The sequence below is a fragment of the Geobacillus sp. E263 genome, from assembly GCF_007197795.1.
Lineage (GTDB): Bacteria > Bacillota > Bacilli > Bacillales > Anoxybacillaceae > Parageobacillus_B > Parageobacillus_B toebii.
In genome coordinates, this window is record NZ_CP041632.1 from 2,613,893 (window position 1) to 2,630,327 (window position 16,435).

The window sequence follows — 16,435 nt, forward strand, 5'->3', positions numbered from 1 at the left end:
AGACACATAAAGCGTAATAGTAAAAGGAGTTTAGGTGTAGTGCTAACTTGAATTATCTTTTTACTACCGTGCAGTAGAGTGGATAAGAAATATATGTTACCATGAAGATGATCTATGTGTTAAAGAGCTTTGAAAAAAGCATTCAGAAAAATAAATAAAACAACGATAGCAACGACAATAAGTACCTCTGCTTTACTGTTTTTTCCCTCTTCTTTTCTTTGCTGTTTTATCTCTCTGTATTTTTTTTGTACCTGTTTTTGTATTTGTTTCTTTTTATCATTCAATTTTATGCGCACTCCTTTAATTAAAAATGAGTACCAATTAATTATTACAAAAAAACAGTGTAACAAAACACTATTTGAAGATACTAAACCTAATTGTATTTTACTAGATAATCCGAATACCCAAAAAATAATACGTGACACAGTAGACACATACTGCGACATAGGAGGATTTTAAGAATTCTTTTTGATGTTACTGTCCAGCTTCTTTGAGCAATAAAAGCAGAATAAGCCAACAGCTAAACTTAAAAAGGCTGGTACAATGGCATAAACGAAGAAGATTGTCCAAATAAATAGGTATCCACTAATTGCAAATATAAGCCAACTGGTAATAAGTAAAAAACTAGATAAAAATTCTTTCATAAATATCACCGTCCTAAGAATGTAACTTTATTCTATCATAGGACTATCCATAATATTGGAATAACTTGTTGCACAGTTCGAAAAAATAGTGTAACAAAACACTAGAAGATACTAAACCTAAATTGTATTCCACCAGATGATCCGAATACCCCTTTTTTAATAAGTTAAATCCACACTTATAATCTTAGTTATATGGATGTACAGATATATCCCGTTACAAGACCGGAATGTATGCTTTTTCTACTAGTGGATGTCCACCTTTTATAGTTTAACGCTTCCCTAAAAAGTATTATTTTGATAGTATTTACTTAGCCACATACTACACACTATTCCAGTTTCAAACTAGGAATGGGGTGTAATGATGAACTTTGACAAGTTAATCAAGGAAAAGAAAAAAGGATTTTATTTTCGAATCGATGTAGGAAAAGATCCAGCTACTGGTAAGAGAAAGCAAGTGAGTTTCGGACCGTTTCGTACAAAGACTGAAGCGAAGAAAGAACTTCTTAAAATTAAAGCCCAAGTCGATGATGGAAGTTATTTTAAAGAAAGTACAGAAGATTTTTCAATGTTCATGGAGCGGTGGTTTAACACCTCTTACAAAAGAACAGTAGAAATAACTACCGCAAAAAGCAGGGAATATGTAATCAGAAATCATATTATGAAATATTTCCAACATAAAAAAATTAATGAAATTACAACATTTGATATTGACAGTTTTTATGTAGACAAGTTAGACAACGGGTATTCAGGTGCATATATCCGACAAATGCATAATTTGCTCAATCAAGCATTTGATCAAGCGGTAAAATGGTCATTGGTTAAAGTGAACCCTGTAAAGAATGCTAAACCACCCAAAGTGAAAAGTGAAGAAAAAATTACATGGACAGTGGATGAGGTAAATCGATTTCTGAATCTGATTAAAGATAGCTCTATGGAGATCCCTTACCTTCTTGCGATTTTCACAGGAATGCGACGTGGAGAAGTTTTAGGACTAAAATGGGATGACGTGGATTTTGAGAATAAGAAAATCCGCATCAAGCGCAGCTTATGCTTTGTCTCAGGCAAAGGATTAATTTTTAAAGAGCCTAAAACAAAAAAATCGAAAAGACAAATTTCAATTTCTCAACATGTTGTAAATGTATTAAAGAAACATAAACAAAAACAAGAATTTCAGAAGGAGAAATTGGGTGTTCAATACCAAGATAACAATTTAATTGTCTGCACTGATGATGGGAAACCTCTTGATCCACGAAACCTATTACGACAATTTTATCGCTTGATCGAAGAAGCAAATGTACCGCGTATAAGCTTCCATGATTTGCGGCATACACATGCAACCATCTTAATGCAGCAAGGCGAAAATCCAAAAGTGGTCAGCGAGCGGCTGGGACATTCTCGCGTCGGTATAACTTTAGATTTATAATCACATGTCAGTGATGATTTACAAGAGCAAGCGGCAGAGAAATTTGAAAATGCCCTGTTAAAACAGAGTTAAAATCCTTTAGTTGACTAAAGGTGCAAGTTTTGTGCAAGTTTTTAAATCACGGAGATTGCAACACAATTGCCAATAAAACGAAAAAGCTTGAAACCCTTGATACACAAGGATTTCAAGCCTCTCACTCTAGTGATTCCGACTGGGCTCGAACCAGCGACCTCCACCCTGTCAAGGTGGCGCTCTCCCAGCTGAGCTACGGAATCATATTCTGTTGAACACATCTATTATTATATGGATATGCCTGATCTTTGTCAAATACTTTTTTAAAAAATTTTCATCTAGCGATTTTGGGTGTCAATCGCTGTACAGCATTGTCGCGTACAGGCAATAGGGCAAGAACGATCGTAAATCCCCGCTTTCAATACATCATTATGTTATTTAGCGCTCTATATTTATTCCTTTGATCACATGATTATATTATCAGCAGAGACATTTCATTTGACAGAATAAACGAAAAGGTATGCGCGAGGCAGCTTCTTTTGGCGCATACCTTTTTATTTTATCGTGCTGAAACAGTGGATGATGATGTTTCTTTGACATATGACAGTGCTTGCTCGAAATCGGCAATTAGATCGTCAGCGGCTTCAAGGCCAACACTAAGACGTAGCAAGCCGTCCGTGATGCCGCGCCGCTCCCGTTCTTCTTTTGGCATCGCCGCATGCGACATTTTGGCAGGATACGATAAAATCGATTCAACCGCTCCTAAGCTGACGGCAAATACGGGGATGCGGACATGTTTCACAAACGCCCGGACCGCTTCTTCATCGGCAAGGCGGAACGATAATACCGCGCCAAAGCCTGATGCTTGGTAGCGCTGAATCGCATGGCCCGGATGATACGTAAGCCCTGGATAATACACTTCTTCCACTTTTGGATGGTTTGCTAAATAACGGGCGATGGCAAGCGCGGATTGCGACGATTGTTCGAGGCGGACGTGCAGCGTCTTTAATCCGCGCAACACAAGCCATGCGTCTTGGACGCCGAGCACCGCTCCGAAAGAGTTTTGCAATTTGTACAGCTGTTTGGCAAGTTCCTCGTCTTTGACAACAGCAAGCCCGGCAACAACGTCGCTATGCCCCGATAAAAATTTCGTCGCGCTATGAAGGACGACATCGACGCCAAGGTCAAGCGGACGTTGCAGCGCGGGAGTCATAAACGTATTATCTAAAAATGTTAAACAACCGTTTGCTTTTGCTAGCTTCACAATCCCGCGAATATCGGTCACTTTTAAAAGCGGATTCGATGGGGTTTCAACGTAAATGACTTTTGTATTCGGGCGAATATGGGAAGCTACTTCATGCAAATCCGTCATATCAACGAACGTATATTCAATGCCAAAGCGGCTCAATACCTCGGTAATCATGCGGTATGTACCGCCGTAAACGTCTTCCGTCACAAGCACATGATCGCCTTTGGACAAGAGGAGAAAAGCGGTGGAAATCGCCGCCATTCCGGATGAGAAGGCGAAACCGCGCACCCCTCCTTCTAACGCCGCAATCGTCTCTTCCAACGCTTCGCGCGTCGGATTGCCTGAGCGGCTATAATCATATTTGCCGAATGTGTCAAAATCAAATTGATGGAACGTGGAAGCGTGCTGAATCGGCACACTGACCGCTCCCGTTTGAGGATCCATTTTCCATTTATTATGGAGCAGTTTCGTTTGAAAAGATACGTGTTGTTCCATCTCCCTACACCTCTTTCATACTTTTTAACGCTTGCGATAAGTCAGAAATTAAATCTTCGACATGCTCGATGCCGACAGAGAAACGAAGCAGCCGGTTACAGACACCGTTGGCGATTCGGATTTCTTCTGGAATATCGGCATGGGTTTGCGTTGCTGGATACGTAATAAAACTTTCAACTCCACCTAAACTTTCGGCGAATGTAATTAATCGTAAACTTTGCAAAAAGCGGTTGACCCATTTTTCTTCGCGCAAACGAAACGATAACATGCCGCCTCTTCCCGGGTATAATACATCAGTAATATCTTCATGCGCCGCTAAAAATTCACTGATTCGCTTCGCGTTTTCTTCGTGCTGTCGCATCCGAAGCGCCAGCGTCTTCATGCCGCGAATAAGCAGCCATGAATCAAACGGTGAAAGCACAGCGCCAATTGCGTTCTGATATTCCGCAAGCCGCTTGCAAAGTTCCTCCCCCTTCGCAACGACGAGACCTGCCAACACATCGTTATGGCCGCCTAAATATTTTGTCGCACTATGGATGACGATATCGGCTCCTTGCTCGATCGGGCGCTGAATAACTGGCGTGTAAAACGTATTGTCAACAATGAGAATCAGCCCATGTTTTTTCGCCAGTTTTGCCACTTCCGCAATATCTGTCTCCTGCATTAACGGGTTCGTCGGTGTTTCTAAAAAAATCGCTTTTGTTTTTTCAGTGATGTAGTTCTCTACTAATCGTATGTCGCGAAAATCTACATAATGAAAAGACAAGCCGTATTTTCGCCAGCCGCGTTCAAATAAGCGATATGTACCTCCATATAAATCGGAGGAAACGAGAAATTCATCCCCACTTTCAAATAACGCAAGTACCGTCTGAATGGCCGCCATGCCCGAGCTGAACGCGTAGCCTTGGTCTCCTCCTTCTAGCTTTGCGATCGCTTCCTCGACGATTTTCCGCGTCGGATTGCCGGTACGAATGTAGTCAAATCCGGTAGACTTCCCGATTCCTTCATGACGGTACGCGGTCGAAAAATAGACGGGCGGATTGACCGTTCCTGTGACCGTGTCACTGCGGTTTCCGATTTGCGCCAATAACGTTTCCATTTTCTCCATCTGTATCTCTCCCTCTTCTATAAAATAAAAAAAGTCTTCTAAGAAGAAGACTTTTCCATACGTCGATCAGTGCTTCTTCTTATCTGCCGAATTGAAAAAATTCAATTCGCTGGATTTAGCACCTGGCCAAAAATTGGCTGGTTGCTGAAGCTTCATAGGGCCAGTTCCCTCCACTTCTCTTGATAAGAATGCATCCTTCACTATTCATTTTTTCTGATTACTAAAAAATGTACCTCATTTATCGTAAGTTTGCAAGAAATTTTTTAAATTTTTCAAATTGACACGTTGTTTTTATACGTTGGAAAAACTCCCGGCGCTTTTTTATGTAAATATTCATCATAATCTGCTGTGTTTGTTAACATGTTTTTACAAAAATATGGTACAATAACAGGTGAATCTGTTTTTGTTGGAGGATCCATCATGGCATTACAAAAAGGGACAATGCATGATTACACTATTTATAGCGATGAGCTGGATGAGGAAATAACGCTGCTTGCCTATTTGCCAAGTTCGTTTTCCCCGCTTCATAAGTATTCTCTTCTTATCGCTCAGGATGGGAAAGATTATTTTATGTACGGGAAAATAAAAAGCGTTATTGAACAACTGATGGAAAACGGCGAGATTGACCGCACCATTGTCATCGGAATTCCATATCGCGATGTTAAGGACCGCTATGAGAAATATCATCCAAACGGAAAGAAAAACAGCCGTTATTTGCGTTTTTTAGCACATGAGCTCGTTCCGTTTTTAGATCAAACGTTTCCTACGTACCAAATCGGAAAAGGACGCGCGCTCATCGGCGATTCCCTTGGCGGCACTGTATCACTAATGGCAGGATTATTGTATCCGCATACATTTGGAAAAATTGCGATGCAGTCGCCATATATCGATGAAGGAATCATCGAACAAATTTTACAATTTACAGAACCATCATTATTGCAAATTTACCATTCGGTAGGTACAAACGAAACAGCAGTGAAAACGACGGACGGAAATGTGCGCGATTTTATCACTCCAAATCGAAAGGCGCGTGAAGCGTTTATTCAAAAAGGATTTTTGTATGAATACAACGAATTTGATGGCGGTCATGCATGGACATATTGGCAGCCTGACGTTCCGCGTGCAATCGCGCATATCCTTTCTTTGTAAACACTACTATGCTCTTCGGAATTTTGTTATAATTAAGTACTACTTATCATAAGGAGGGGTTTTTATGAAATATGGTATTGCTTTATTTCCTTCGAAGCGAATACAAGATTTTGCCAATTCCTATAGAAAGCGTTACGACAGCCATTACGCCCTCATTCCGCCGCATTTAACCTTAAAAGAGCCTTTTGAAGCTGACGACCAGAAAATTAAAGAAATTGTAAAGGAACTGCGCAAAATCGCTGCTGAAACAGATGTCATTCCGTTAAAAGTGACAAAGTTTAGCTCATTTTATCCAACAAGCAATGTTATTTATTTAAAAGTGGAGCCGAATGAAACGCTCGAGCGTCTCCATGAACGGCTTCACAGCGGAATCCTTGCTGATAAGTCAGAATACGTATTTGTCCCTCATATTACCATCGGCCGTGATTTGCCAAACGCTGAATATGCTGATGTATACGGACAATTACGGATGCAAAACGTTCATTTTGAAGAAACGGTTGACCGCTTCCACCTTCTATATCAACTAGAAAACGGCTCATGGACAGTATATGAAACATTTCTTGTTGGAGGAAAGGAACAAGAGTAATATGAACGTAGCAATCGGAACAAAAAATGATACATCTTTATACAACGATGCCTTGCTTGTTCGACGAATCGTATTTATCGAAGAGCAGCATGTTCCGGAAGAAGAAGAAATTGATGAATTTGAGCAAGAAGCGATGCATTTTGTTTTGTACGATGGGGAAAAACCGATTGGTGCCGGCAGGTTTCGCACGATCGATAACGGTCTAGGCAAGATCGAACGAATTTGCGTTTTGCCGCAATATCGCGGCAGTGGGGCAGGAAAGCTGATTATGGAAGCGATTGAGCAGTTTGCAAAAAAACAAGGTGTCCCAAAAGTAAAACTGAACGCGCAAACACATGCGGAGCCATTTTATCAAAAACTTGGATATCAAACCGTTTCCGATGTGTTTATGGATGCTGGAATCCCTCATGTAACGATGGTAAAATCGCTTTAAGACCGTATCAAACGATGGTACGGTCTCTGCTCATTTTCTGCAATCCATAAAGAATAGTTGCGTACACTGTTGTTACATAAGCGGTTATTGCTATACGATATAGCAGCCAAGAGAAAATACAATTTCATTTCCAATTCATACATAAGCCGTTCGTGACTTAGTCAATCATTTTCGCGCCATATCATATTTTGCTGCACTAGTTTCTTTATATCTTCTGTATATTGTCCATGCCCTACAACAGCACGCTTCATTCGGAATGAAAGCAATCATTGTAACGTCTATTCCTTCGCGCATATTTTATTTCCTTTGTTTACTATTTATATTATAGATTTTCAAGACCGTCTTTTTGTAATTGATTCGCTTTAGTTGCCAATATTCATTTTTTTCTAAGGAATATAAAGAACAAAAGGGAGCTTCGATTCCGAAGACTCCCTTTTGCTTACTTTTTGTTATTCAACATGTTAGCAATCGTACTAAAATCAAGCTGTTTTCCGTTTTGAATGATCGTTTTGACGATTTGGTCTTCTAGCTCTTTTGGCACTTTCCGATTGGCGATTTGCGCGACGCGTTTGATGACGTGACGCACTGTTTTTTCGTCTTTAAAATTGGCATTTTGCAAAGAATTGGCTAATTCGAATACGTCTTTCATATTTACACCTGTTTTCTTTTCGATATTTTTAAAAAACTGATTATCCATTTACCAAATCCTCCTTTTCCTCTTATATCGTATGAATTGAAAACCAATAAGTGCATACATCAGAAAGAAAAAGTACGAGCTGCCCGTCGAATAGAACAGCCCGCACCCATTACATGACATTAGTATACAAACGCAGCACCGACAATAATTAACAAAATGAACAACACAACAATCAACACAAAGCTACTGCCATGGCCGAAACCGCCATAGCCAAAGCCTCCATAGCCGAAGCCTCCGTATCCTCCGAAACCGCAGCATCCAAAGCCCATAATGTTGCACCTCCTTACGCTTTGTTACTTTATCGTATTCATCATGCTTGCAACTGGTATAGGCGTATATGGAAATCTATTCCCCAAATATCCGAAACAGCTTCGAAAACTGGTTTTCTTTTTTCGAAAACCACTTGTTCATATAATCCAAGTTTCCTTGGACGCCTTTTAAAAATTGATTATTTAGCTTCTCGATTTCCTGTATTTTTTTATCGAAGTCTCTTCCCCACTGTTCAAACAACTTAATAAACTGCTCATGTCCCTCTTTTTTAGAATTCGCCCACGTTTCCAGCGCTTTTTCCAACTCGCGGCTCATCCTATCCCCTCCTTCCTTACCATTTGTTTATGCAATTTAGGGGACAATGTGCCAAAGCATATAAATTCTTTTTTTCCACAAAAATGTGATAAAGTATAAGCGGACACTACTTCATTCAAGGGGGAAATTCTATTGAAAGAGCTCCAAACGACAGAACAATTCCAAGAGGTCATTTCGGGGGAAAAACCGGTAATTGTAAAGTTTTATACAACATGGTGCCCAGATTGCACAAGAATAAACATGTTTATCGATGATATTGTTAGCGAATATTCGCAATACGATTGGTTCGAAATTAATCGCGACGATTTTCCAGAGCTTGCTGAAAAGTACCAAGTGATGGGCATTCCAAGTTTGCTCGTCTTCCGAAATGGGGAAAAAATTGCTCATCTCCATAGCGCCAATGCGAAAACACCAGAAGAAGTAAAAGAATTCTTGCAGTCATTAACCGTATAAATTTTTGCAAGCAAAAAAGCCGCTTGTCGGGTGATATTCCCTAGCGGCTTTTTCCTACTTTGCATTTTGCGCTTTTGTTCAAAGAACAGAAACGCTTTTTAATTGCCGATGGCCGTCTTAGAAAAATTTTGCTTTCCAATACGTCTGTTAATACTCAATATCTTCATAATCTTTCGGCTGATGGGGGACATTGTTTTCGTTGTACATAAATTCAATCGATATTTCTTCATCGGTGGTGCTTGCACGGCTGTTTTTCTTTAATTCCAGTTTAATTTCTTCGTCTGTCGTCCGAATACGTTTTTTTTCCATTTAGTATATGCCTCCTTTAGTTTCGTAAAAATGGCTCCACTTTTTGCAATAGTTTCTGCATTTTTTCAGCGTTTGTCTTATATAGTTCTTTTGCTTCCTTTGACTCTGTTTGCAAAGCGAATAATTCAAAGTCTGCCTGCACTTTTTTGATCGCCGCTAGCAGCAGCTTTTTCTCTTGCGGCTCAGGAATTTGGATTTTATCGTCATACAAGTCGAGCGTCAGCTGACCGTAAGAGTCTACTTGGCCTAAAAACACATTCTCGATCGCCACCCCTTGTTTATCCAATTCCTGTTTTAGCCAGCCGCGGTTCAGCCCCATCGTCGCAAGCGGCTCATCTAAAATCATGCCGTCCATAATTACTGTTTGCGGCTCCTTTTCTGACGGAGGGTTTGGAAATACGTCCCCAACGGTTAACGGCTGTTTTTCCCGTTTCAATAACACGTTTAACTCGCCGTTCGGCTCAAGCACCGCAAACTCCACATCTGCCACACGAAACACATCTTTTTTGCGAAGCTGCTCGAGCAATTCATCGACGGTATATTTTTCCCGTTTTAAATTTTCTTCTAACACTTTGCCGTTTTTAATAAAGACCGTCGAATTGCCTTCAACGAAGTTGCGGAATTTTTTATTTCGCAGTGAAAGACGGGAAGTAGCCACCGGGAATAACGCCCAAATTAAAATACTTGTAATTCCTTCCTCCAGACTAATACTCAAATCCATTGACATTGTTCCCGCAATGTCGCCAATGGTAATGCCGACGATATACTCAAAAAACGAAAGTTTTGCTAATTGTTTTTTTCCTAATATCCGTGTAATGATAAACAACCCAATTATAATAAAAACCGAACGAATTGCTACTTCTAACCATACTGGCATCGATCATGCTCCTTACTTTCCATGATATTGGGGCTCCTCCAATTCCAGCTTGCCGATACGCTTTTTTATATCTGCAATAATTTCCTCTGTCATCATCATCGCCTCATGGAACGTTCTCTGCGCCTCTTCATCTTGTGAAATGAGAGCAAGCCCTTGCAGTCCGGCATGAATGCTCTTTAAGCTCGCTAGACTTTGTTTTACTTGCGAGGCAACGGTCATCGCTTTTCCTCCTTATCCTTTTGGTCGGAATAATAGTGCACCGATAAATCCAAATACAATTGCTGCCGAAATACCAGAACTTGTGACTTCAAACATTCCCGTCAGCACTCCAATAATGCCATGTCTGTCCGCCTCTTGAAGCGCCCCATGAACTAGCGAATTCCCAAAACTGGTAATCGGAATTGTTGCACCAGCGCCAGCAAAATCAATGAGCGGCTCATATAAACCGAAACCATCTAAAATGGCGCCAACGACAACCAGCGATGCCAACGTATGGGCAGGAGTCAGTTTGAACACATCCATCAAAATTTGTCCAATAACACAAATAAGCCCACCGACAACAAACGCCCAAAAAAACATCGACATCATGATTCATCACCTCCATACTCGATCGCCACCGCGTGAGCAATGCAAGGAATCGTTTCGTTTTGCTGGAACGAAAGCGGCGATAGAAGGGCGCCGGTTGCAACGACGAGAATTCTTTTCAGCTCTCCTCGTTTCATTCGGTTTAACAAATGCCCGTATACGACAGTGGCAGAACAACCAGCACCGCTCGCTCCCGCTAATACGGGCTGACCTTCTCGGTAAATAATCAATCCACAGTCTTGATAGCGATCTTCCTCTACATTCACTCCATGTTGACGCAATAAATCGAACGATATTTCATGTCCGATCTTTCCTAAATCCCCGGTGACGATCAAGTCATAGTAAGAGGCATCAATTTGCATATCGCGCAAATGTGCTTCGATCGTATCTACTGCCGCAGGTGCCATCGCTCCACCCATATTGAACGGGTCGCTCAATCCCATATCAATGACTCGGCCGATCGTCGCTGATGTAACACGCGGTCCGTCGCCGTGAGAGCTGATAAGCGCTACACCTGCCCCGGTGACTGTCCATTGGGCGGTTGGCGGCTTTTGCCCTCCGTATTCCGTTGGATAACGGAATTGCTTCTCTACCGCCGCATTATGACTTGACGCACCTGTCAATATATAGTCTGCCCCACCGTAATTCACAATAAAAGCACTTAACGCCAATCCTTCCATCGAAGTAGAGCAGGCGCCAAACACCCCTAAATATGGAGCGCCAATCGTTCGTGCCGCAAAACTAGTCGGGGTCATCTGGTTAATAAGATCTCCGGCAATTAGAAACTGCACTTTCTCTTTTTCTATTCCCGCTTTTTCCATCGCTTTGAACATCGCTTCTTCCAGCAGCACTTTGTGTGCCTTTTCATACGATTCCTCACCGAGCCACAAATCTTCATGAAGCAGATCGAAATCATCGGCGATGCGGCCGTTTGCCTCGAACGGCCCTCCAACAGCCGCCGTTGACAAAATAGTCGGTTTGTTTTCAAATACCCATGTCCGATGCCCTTTTAGCATTATAAACCACCCCATTTCGTTGCGATCGTTTTCACTAATGCAACGACAAAGGCGGAAAACGTACCAAATAAAATAACCGACCCTGCCAGCTTAAACATGTTCGAGCCGACCCCAAGCACAAATCCTTCCGTCCGATGCTCAATCGCTGCCGAAATAACGGCATTCCCAAAGCCTGTAACAGGAACAGCGCTGCCAGCCCCAGCAAATTGCGCAATCCGGTCATACACTCCAAGTCCGGTTAAAATCATCGAAATAAATACCATCGTCGCTACGGTCGGATTTCCCACCGTTTGCTCCGTAAAATCAAAAAAGTACATGTAAAGATACGATATCGCTTGCCCAATGGTACAAATTAGCCCGCCAATAAGGAAAGCGCGAACACAGTTTTTCAAGACAGGGCGTTTCGTTTCTCGTTCTTTCTCAAATAAATGATATTCTTGTTGTACGGGAGTAAGTTTTTTTCGTTTCTCGTTTGCCATGGTGCCACCCCTTACGTGAGCTCTTCGCTTAATTGTTTGATCTTTTCTATTTGTTGATCCACTTTCCGTTCATTCCATTTTTTATTTCCTAATTTGCCACGCAGCTCTTCTGTTTTCCAAAATATTTTTAAATCACTCGATGAAACAATTTGATAATTTGGAAATAAACGTATTAACTGACGATCAATTTCTTTTTCGATTTGTTTGCGATAAAATCGATGCATATGCTTTATTTGATAAGCAACGAGCAGTTTTTTGCTTGTGTTTACAGCAACGACATCTTTTATATCATCTCTTTCCTTAAGATGCGCAACTGCTTGTTCTGCCGCTTGCTGATTGATGGCAGCCTGTTGCGCTCCATTTGTATTTATTTCCATGAAATCAGATCCTTGCATCGACTGCTGTTTTACTTTGTTTTCATTCGCACAGCCGCCCATTAATATGCCGATAACAATCGTCATCATCAACCATTTTCTCATTCTCATCAACCCATCCATTTATGTATTTCGTTCGAAAAAAGGTTGGTATATAACCAACCTTTTTTCAACATCTTTGGAAACTCGATCTCGCTGCAAAATAGCATGTGTTATTGTTGTTTATATTGTGGCTCTTCGTTTTGAATTTCTTGCACGCGAGAGTTGACTAAATCAACGATCGCTTGTGTTTGTTGCGCTGCTTGTTGATAAAGTTGTTTTGCTGCTTGGTTTTCCGTTTGTAATGCAAATGTTTCGAAACTTGCTTGAGCTGATTTTAAACCTGCTAATGTTTGTTTTACTTGAGTTGCAACAGTCATGTTTATTCCCTCCCTAATATTGTGGTAGTATCGATTACAATTGTTAGAATGGATTTTTTACGGAAAAATATAATTGTTATTTTTTACAAAAAACGAGCTGTCCATCGAATTGGACAGCTTTTCCCTTATACTTATTTTTCTTTATTCACTTTGTCAAAGTAACCGCGGCCAAGAGATGGGTTGTTAATAATCCCTGCGATGACGAGAATGCTTAAAAATGCTTCATACAGACGCTCGTACTTCCCTAAATCGATATCGATGCCAAATGTTTGCAGCGCCAAAAAGATAAAAGAACCGATGGCAAGCCAAAGACCATAGTTTTTAAAGCGTTCCACTTACGCTTCCCCCATCCATTTTCACCAAATGCTTAAATCCAGGAAAAAGGTCTTCTTTCCTCTTCATGATCATCATGCTTATGATCATCACGCGGTGATTCTTCATGAACATCTTCAATTGCTTCTACATCTTCGCGATGCGGAAATAACCATGGATCGCGAATGCGTCCTTTTGGAACTATTATCACATCGTCAGCATGAATAATTAGCTTATCGACATGGATAACACGAGATTTTTTACGACCAGACATCCCCATTCCTCCTTCCTGTCGACTTGTTGCATTGTTAGACTATGCAACTAGGCAGATGAAGGTATAGGCATTTTTCACAGTTTATCCATTATTTCTTTTTATTGTTCTGCCGCAGCCACATCCTCCTGCCCACTTCGCAGCCGTCTTTTTGGAAGAATACACTCGTTTTGCCTTAATTTGCTGTGGTTGAATTCCTTTTTTCATCGCTATAACCTCCAAGCTGTGTAGTGTATTATTAGTTTATGTGGTGCGGAAAAAATGTGTTTCTCCTTTTTCATCAGGATATAATTGGCATTGGTCAAAAAACTGTTGTCGAAAATCCCGTAAACATTCCATGATGTTGCAATGATTTCTTGCTTTGCGCGTATTAATCGATACTTTATCATAGATACAAGAAAACGAGCGGGAGACCTTTCTTTCCCCCGCTCGTTTTTATGAATCCCATTTTTCCACTGCCCATTCGATGAAAGAGGCGCCCCCAGCAATCGCCAATATCATGAGAAGTGGATGAAATATAATAGGACAGAATATGTTGCCGATATAAAGAATAGCAGCACACCAAATTCCTGTACACCAATAGCAGCTCAGCAGTTCCCCGATCCAATGGCGCAGACCGCTTCCTTTAATATGCAAAAATGATTGTACCGTTCCATCTGGTAATGTTTCTTCCACAATTTCATGAAACGGCTTCCCTGAACCTCCCGATGGCTAAAGCCACGGGGTTCTTGTGTACTATAGAGCTTCTTCCATACCTTCGCATGGATACTGACTCTAATTCCACAAGACTTTCATGGGCAAACACCTCACTGGTGCTTATCGCCCTGTGCGCCCGATTCAAGACGTTGGATTTTTCTTCTCTATAAGAGTAGTATACCATCTTTGACTACGTCAAAGCAATCGGTTCATCCCATGTCTAAAGACGGGCTACACCCTGCATGGGCTTTCTCCGATTGTACTTGTAAAAAAGCAGTAATCGAATCATACATGATCAATCTCGTTAACCGAAATGTCCCTAACTGTAGATGAGCAAATTCGCTAACATAAATTTACAACCAAACAAAAAAAGAGACATGAACCCGATTCCTTGATTAGAATAGATGTGTCACCAAAACTATTCACAAGGAGGTTCATGTCTCATGAATAGATTAGCACATCATCAAGGAATCCACAAGTTTTTCACGATGTTGGGGTTGGCACTTTATTTTTCAAAACCTGTCATGAAGCATCTCGTTCATATCGTGGATGCGCTGACCACCAAAGGATTTGCGGGAACATTGACCGATCTTCATCATTGGAGCTTTCATCCGAACCACCGCACGACACTCAGCCATTTTTTCACGAAAAGCCCTTGGGATGAAGAGACGTTGCTTCGCAAACTTCAACAGTGAATGCTTCGTCGTGTCGAACGCATCGCCAAACAGGAGAATCAACCCCTTTTTGTTTCGATCGATGATACGATTTGCCAAAAAACCAAGCCTTCGTCACAGGCAACGCACGCCATTCAAGGGTGTGATTGGCACTATTCTCACACAGAGAAAAAGTCGATCTGGGGACATTCTCTCGTTTGGCTCATGGTTCATACGATGACCCAGGCTTTTCCCTTTGCGTTCCGCCTCTACGACAAGGCGGCTGGGAAAAGCAAGGGGGAACTCGCGATCGAGATGCTTTCTTCTTTGGATGTACACCGTCCTGTTTATGTGCTGATGGACTCTTGGTATCCATCGCAAACGCTCGTGGAAGCTTGTCTGAAAAAGGGATTCCACGTAATCGCAATGCTCAAGGCCAATCGGCTTCTTTATCCAAAAGGCATTGCGGTTCAGGTGAGGGAGTTTGCCCGCTACATCGAACCGAAAGACACTCACCTCGTCACGGTGGGAGAAGAGCGTTATCGGGTTTATCGCTACGAAGGCTCTCTCAAAGGTCTCGATGATGCCGTGGTGCTACTCGCTTGGAAAGCCGATCAGCCGATGACATCGGAACATCTTCACTGCGTCTTGAGCACCGACCGTGATCTAAGCGATGAAGAGATCTTGCGCTACTATGCCCAGCGTTGGTCGATCGAATGTTTTTTCCGTCAAGCGAAAGACCAGCTGAAACTCGATGGATACCGCGTTCGCGGACGTCGGGCGGTGAAACGCTACTGGATCTTGGTGCAGCTTGCTTACGTGTACAGCATGTTCGAGTCGAACAGCGATTTTTCTGATGGGCTCGATCTTCTGCGCAAGAGAAAAGGACATAGCCTCGTGGAGTTCATTTACCGTGCAGCGAAACAAAATATTCCCATTGATACCGTGAAAAAACAGCTCCACGTGGCATAAGGGGTACCCTGTTTGTCTCTTTTACATGGTAATTATTGTAATTAAAATTGCTCAACTACAGTCCCTAAAATAAAAAGAAAAAGTTCAGTAGCGGTCACGATGTTCTTCTTCTCCCTTCTCAGAAAAACCAATTAACGTAAGGGAAACGACCTCCTTTCTTGGAATCGCAACTTCTCCGAAAGCAGTATCCATGATAATTTCCGTTTTATCATATTCACGGATGATTCCTTCTCTTTCTCCGTCCGTACTAACGAGCTTGCATTTTATATTGGCAAGATGCTCTGGGAGATTGCCTAAAAAGGACAGCTGTTCCTCTAGCGACATTTGTTGAAACTGCTTTTCTTGCTCTTGGACAATTTCTTCATGTCCCCATTCGTTCTCATGCTCCGTTTTTTTCTCGACATCCTTTTTGCTTTTAAACGTTTTCTGCATGTAAGAAACCACACGCTCCAGCTTCGGCTGCACGATATAAAGAAGCGGCTCATTTTCCACCATATCCCGCCGTTTCATCGATAGTCCCCTCCTTTTTCAACTGTTGCCTTATATATGTATGCTGTTTATCATAAGAATTGCCAAGAAGTTACCCAAAAAAAACAAGCTGCTCCTTTTCTAGGAACAGCTAATCCGATTTATATAAC

The 16,435-nt window shown here is 41.6% G+C and carries 22 protein-coding genes, 1 tRNA gene, 3 pseudogenes and 1 riboswitch; of the genes and pseudogenes, 6 read left to right on the forward strand and 20 right to left on the reverse strand.

The window, feature by feature from the left end:
• Positions 1–119 precede the first annotated feature (119 nt).
• Positions 120–284, reverse strand: coding sequence for a small membrane protein YnzI (gene ynzI / locus FNL97_RS18055; RefSeq protein ID WP_013401418.1), 165 nt, complete (start codon positions 282–284; stop codon positions 120–122).
• Between the two features lie 718 nt (positions 285–1,002).
• Between ynzI and FNL97_RS13370 the strand changes: the two are divergent.
• Positions 1,003–2,139: pseudogene (locus FNL97_RS13370) on the forward strand (site-specific integrase).
• 130 nt (positions 2,140–2,269) lie between these two features.
• Here the strand turns inward: FNL97_RS13370 and FNL97_RS13375 are convergent.
• The 3 genes from FNL97_RS13375 to FNL97_RS13385 all read right to left on the reverse strand — a co-directional run bounded on the left by FNL97_RS13375 (position 2,270) and on the right by FNL97_RS13385 (position 4,931).
• Positions 2,270–2,342, reverse strand: a tRNA-Val gene (locus tag FNL97_RS13375).
• A gap of 296 nt (positions 2,343–2,638) precedes the next feature.
• Entirely contained in the window at positions 2,639–3,823 is a 1,185-nt protein-coding gene (metC, locus tag FNL97_RS13380) for a cystathionine beta-lyase (protein WP_143415956.1), read from the reverse strand.
• Between the two features lie 4 nt (positions 3,824–3,827).
• Positions 3,828–4,931, reverse strand: a complete 1,104-nt coding sequence (locus tag FNL97_RS13385) for a methionine biosynthesis PLP-dependent protein (RefSeq protein ID WP_143415957.1) — start codon at positions 4,929–4,931, stop codon at positions 3,828–3,830.
• Between the two features lie 76 nt (positions 4,932–5,007).
• Positions 5,008–5,120: riboswitch (SAM riboswitch) on the reverse strand.
• Between the two features lie 231 nt (positions 5,121–5,351).
• Between FNL97_RS13385 and FNL97_RS13390 the strand changes: the two genes are divergently transcribed.
• The 3 genes from FNL97_RS13390 to FNL97_RS13400 all read left to right on the forward strand — a co-directional run bounded on the left by FNL97_RS13390 (position 5,352) and on the right by FNL97_RS13400 (position 7,099).
• Positions 5,352–6,080 (forward strand): GTNG_0744 family esterase, encoded by a 729-nt coding sequence (locus FNL97_RS13390; RefSeq protein WP_062679093.1) that lies wholly within the window; start codon positions 5,352–5,354, stop codon positions 6,078–6,080.
• 64 nt (positions 6,081–6,144) lie between these two features.
• Positions 6,145–6,666 (forward strand): YjcG family protein, encoded by a 522-nt coding sequence (locus FNL97_RS13395; protein ID WP_012749484.1) that lies wholly within the window; start codon positions 6,145–6,147, stop codon positions 6,664–6,666.
• Between the two features lies 1 nt (position 6,667).
• Complete coding sequence (locus FNL97_RS13400) at positions 6,668–7,099, forward strand: GNAT family N-acetyltransferase (protein ID WP_012749483.1); 432 nt, start codon at positions 6,668–6,670, stop codon at positions 7,097–7,099.
• Positions 7,100–7,538: 439 nt separating this feature from the next.
• Here FNL97_RS13400 and spoVIF read toward each other — a convergent pair whose 3' ends face one another.
• From spoVIF to FNL97_RS13415, 3 genes are all read right to left on the reverse strand, one after another.
• Positions 7,539–7,796 (reverse strand): sporulation-specific transcription regulator SpoVIF, encoded by a 258-nt coding sequence (gene spoVIF / locus FNL97_RS13405; RefSeq protein ID WP_012749482.1) that lies wholly within the window; start codon positions 7,794–7,796, stop codon positions 7,539–7,541.
• A 119-nt stretch (positions 7,797–7,915) separates the two neighbouring features.
• Positions 7,916–8,065, reverse strand: a complete 150-nt coding sequence (locus tag FNL97_RS13410) for a YjcZ family sporulation protein (RefSeq protein ID WP_012749481.1) — start codon at positions 8,063–8,065, stop codon at positions 7,916–7,918.
• A 76-nt stretch (positions 8,066–8,141) separates the two neighbouring features.
• Positions 8,142–8,381 (reverse strand): hypothetical protein, encoded by a 240-nt coding sequence (locus tag FNL97_RS13415; protein ID WP_012749480.1) that lies wholly within the window; start codon positions 8,379–8,381, stop codon positions 8,142–8,144.
• A 132-nt stretch (positions 8,382–8,513) separates the two neighbouring features.
• Here FNL97_RS13415 and FNL97_RS13420 point away from each other — a divergent pair, with 132 nt between their 5' ends.
• A complete protein-coding gene (locus FNL97_RS13420; RefSeq protein WP_143415958.1) occupies positions 8,514–8,834 on the forward strand; it encodes a thioredoxin family protein in 321 nt (106 codons plus the stop codon).
• A 147-nt stretch (positions 8,835–8,981) separates the two neighbouring features.
• Here the strand turns inward: FNL97_RS13420 and FNL97_RS18060 are convergent, their stop codons facing one another.
• The 12 genes and pseudogenes from FNL97_RS18060 to FNL97_RS13470 form a co-directional block, all read right to left on the reverse strand.
• Entirely contained in the window at positions 8,982–9,143 is a 162-nt protein-coding gene (locus FNL97_RS18060) for a hypothetical protein (protein ID WP_172713580.1), read from the reverse strand.
• A 16-nt stretch (positions 9,144–9,159) separates the two neighbouring features.
• A complete protein-coding gene (locus FNL97_RS13425) occupies positions 9,160–10,020 on the reverse strand; it encodes a DUF421 domain-containing protein (RefSeq protein WP_062679094.1) in 861 nt (286 codons plus the stop codon).
• Positions 10,021–10,032: 12 nt separating this feature from the next.
• Positions 10,033–10,239, reverse strand: a complete 207-nt coding sequence (locus FNL97_RS13430; RefSeq protein WP_012749476.1) for a DUF1657 domain-containing protein — start codon at positions 10,237–10,239, stop codon at positions 10,033–10,035.
• 12 nt (positions 10,240–10,251) lie between these two features.
• Positions 10,252–10,608: a stage V sporulation protein AE gene (gene spoVAE / locus FNL97_RS13435; protein WP_062679095.1), complete on the reverse strand. Its 357-nt coding sequence runs from the start codon at positions 10,606–10,608 to the stop codon at positions 10,252–10,254.
• Entirely contained in the window at positions 10,605–11,621 is a 1,017-nt protein-coding gene (gene spoVAD / locus FNL97_RS13440; protein WP_062679096.1) for a stage V sporulation protein AD, read from the reverse strand. The genes spoVAE and spoVAD overlap by 4 nt, the downstream gene beginning before the upstream one ends.
• Entirely contained in the window at positions 11,621–12,100 is a 480-nt protein-coding gene (gene spoVAC / locus FNL97_RS13445; RefSeq protein WP_062679097.1) for a stage V sporulation protein AC, read from the reverse strand. Before spoVAC ends, spoVAD begins: the two co-directional genes overlap by 1 nt.
• A gap of 11 nt (positions 12,101–12,111) precedes the next feature.
• A complete protein-coding gene (locus FNL97_RS13450; protein WP_286173383.1) occupies positions 12,112–12,579 on the reverse strand; it encodes a YhcN/YlaJ family sporulation lipoprotein in 468 nt (155 codons plus the stop codon).
• 107 nt (positions 12,580–12,686) lie between these two features.
• Positions 12,687–12,893, reverse strand: coding sequence for a DUF1657 domain-containing protein (locus FNL97_RS13455; protein ID WP_012749471.1), 207 nt, complete (start codon positions 12,891–12,893; stop codon positions 12,687–12,689).
• A gap of 131 nt (positions 12,894–13,024) precedes the next feature.
• Complete coding sequence (locus FNL97_RS13460; RefSeq protein WP_012749470.1) at positions 13,025–13,228, reverse strand: phage holin family protein; 204 nt, start codon at positions 13,226–13,228, stop codon at positions 13,025–13,027.
• Between the two features lie 32 nt (positions 13,229–13,260).
• Complete coding sequence (locus FNL97_RS13465) at positions 13,261–13,479, reverse strand: hypothetical protein (RefSeq protein ID WP_012749469.1); 219 nt, start codon at positions 13,477–13,479, stop codon at positions 13,261–13,263.
• Positions 13,480–13,560: 81 nt separating this feature from the next.
• On the reverse strand, positions 13,561–13,683 hold the full coding sequence (locus FNL97_RS18545; protein ID WP_286170450.1) for a hypothetical protein: 123 nt from the start codon (positions 13,681–13,683) through the stop codon (positions 13,561–13,563).
• 228 nt (positions 13,684–13,911) lie between these two features.
• Positions 13,912–14,169: pseudogene (locus FNL97_RS13470) on the reverse strand (DUF1360 domain-containing protein); the annotation flags it as partial.
• A gap of 446 nt (positions 14,170–14,615) precedes the next feature.
• Between FNL97_RS13470 and FNL97_RS13480 the strand changes: the two are divergent.
• Positions 14,616–15,797: pseudogene (locus FNL97_RS13480) on the forward strand (IS701 family transposase).
• A gap of 84 nt (positions 15,798–15,881) precedes the next feature.
• On the opposite strand, the gene FNL97_RS13485 reads toward FNL97_RS13480, so the two are convergent.
• On the reverse strand, positions 15,882–16,307 hold the full coding sequence (locus FNL97_RS13485) for a CotO family spore coat protein (RefSeq protein ID WP_012749466.1): 426 nt from the start codon (positions 16,305–16,307) through the stop codon (positions 15,882–15,884).
• Positions 16,308–16,435: the final 128 nt, after the last annotated feature.

What these genes read in the sequence shown, in the direction of transcription:
- FNL97_RS13450 (WP_286173383.1), bottom strand. Translation starts at nt 12,579, where the DNA reads ATGAGAAAATGGTTGATGATGACGATTGTTATCGGCATATTAATGGGC.
- FNL97_RS13400 (WP_012749483.1), top strand. Translation starts at nt 6,668, where the DNA reads ATGAACGTAGCAATCGGAACAAAAAATGATACATCTTTATACAACGAT.
- FNL97_RS13465 (WP_012749469.1), bottom strand. Translation starts at nt 13,479, where the DNA reads ATGTCTGGTCGTAAAAAATCTCGTGTTATCCATGTCGATAAGCTAATT.
- FNL97_RS13430 (WP_012749476.1), bottom strand. Translation starts at nt 10,239, where the DNA reads ATGACCGTTGCCTCGCAAGTAAAACAAAGTCTAGCGAGCTTAAAGAGC.
- FNL97_RS18060 (WP_172713580.1), bottom strand. Translation starts at nt 9,143, where the DNA reads ATGGAAAAAAAACGTATTCGGACGACAGACGAAGAAATTAAACTGGAA.
- FNL97_RS13415 (WP_012749480.1), bottom strand. Translation starts at nt 8,381, where the DNA reads ATGAGCCGCGAGTTGGAAAAAGCGCTGGAAACGTGGGCGAATTCTAAA.
- FNL97_RS13385 (WP_143415957.1), bottom strand. Translation starts at nt 4,931, where the DNA reads ATGGAGAAAATGGAAACGTTATTGGCGCAAATCGGAAACCGCAGTGAC.
- FNL97_RS13485 (WP_012749466.1), bottom strand. Translation starts at nt 16,307, where the DNA reads ATGAAACGGCGGGATATGGTGGAAAATGAGCCGCTTCTTTATATCGTG.
- FNL97_RS18545 (WP_286170450.1), bottom strand. Translation starts at nt 13,683, where the DNA reads ATGAAAAAAGGAATTCAACCACAGCAAATTAAGGCAAAACGAGTGTAT.
- FNL97_RS13390 (WP_062679093.1), top strand. Translation starts at nt 5,352, where the DNA reads ATGGCATTACAAAAAGGGACAATGCATGATTACACTATTTATAGCGAT.
- spoVAE (WP_062679095.1), bottom strand. Translation starts at nt 10,608, where the DNA reads ATGATGTCGATGTTTTTTTGGGCGTTTGTTGTCGGTGGGCTTATTTGT.
- FNL97_RS13455 (WP_012749471.1), bottom strand. Translation starts at nt 12,893, where the DNA reads ATGACTGTTGCAACTCAAGTAAAACAAACATTAGCAGGTTTAAAATCA.
- spoVAC (WP_062679097.1), bottom strand. Translation starts at nt 12,100, where the DNA reads ATGGCAAACGAGAAACGAAAAAAACTTACTCCCGTACAACAAGAATAT.
- FNL97_RS13425 (WP_062679094.1), bottom strand. Translation starts at nt 10,020, where the DNA reads ATGCCAGTATGGTTAGAAGTAGCAATTCGTTCGGTTTTTATTATAATT.
- FNL97_RS13410 (WP_012749481.1), bottom strand. Translation starts at nt 8,065, where the DNA reads ATGGGCTTTGGATGCTGCGGTTTCGGAGGATACGGAGGCTTCGGCTAT.
- spoVIF (WP_012749482.1), bottom strand. Translation starts at nt 7,796, where the DNA reads ATGGATAATCAGTTTTTTAAAAATATCGAAAAGAAAACAGGTGTAAAT.
- FNL97_RS13395 (WP_012749484.1), top strand. Translation starts at nt 6,145, where the DNA reads ATGAAATATGGTATTGCTTTATTTCCTTCGAAGCGAATACAAGATTTT.
- spoVAD (WP_062679096.1), bottom strand. Translation starts at nt 11,621, where the DNA reads ATGCTAAAAGGGCATCGGACATGGGTATTTGAAAACAAACCGACTATT.
- metC (WP_143415956.1), bottom strand. Translation starts at nt 3,823, where the DNA reads ATGGAACAACACGTATCTTTTCAAACGAAACTGCTCCATAATAAATGG.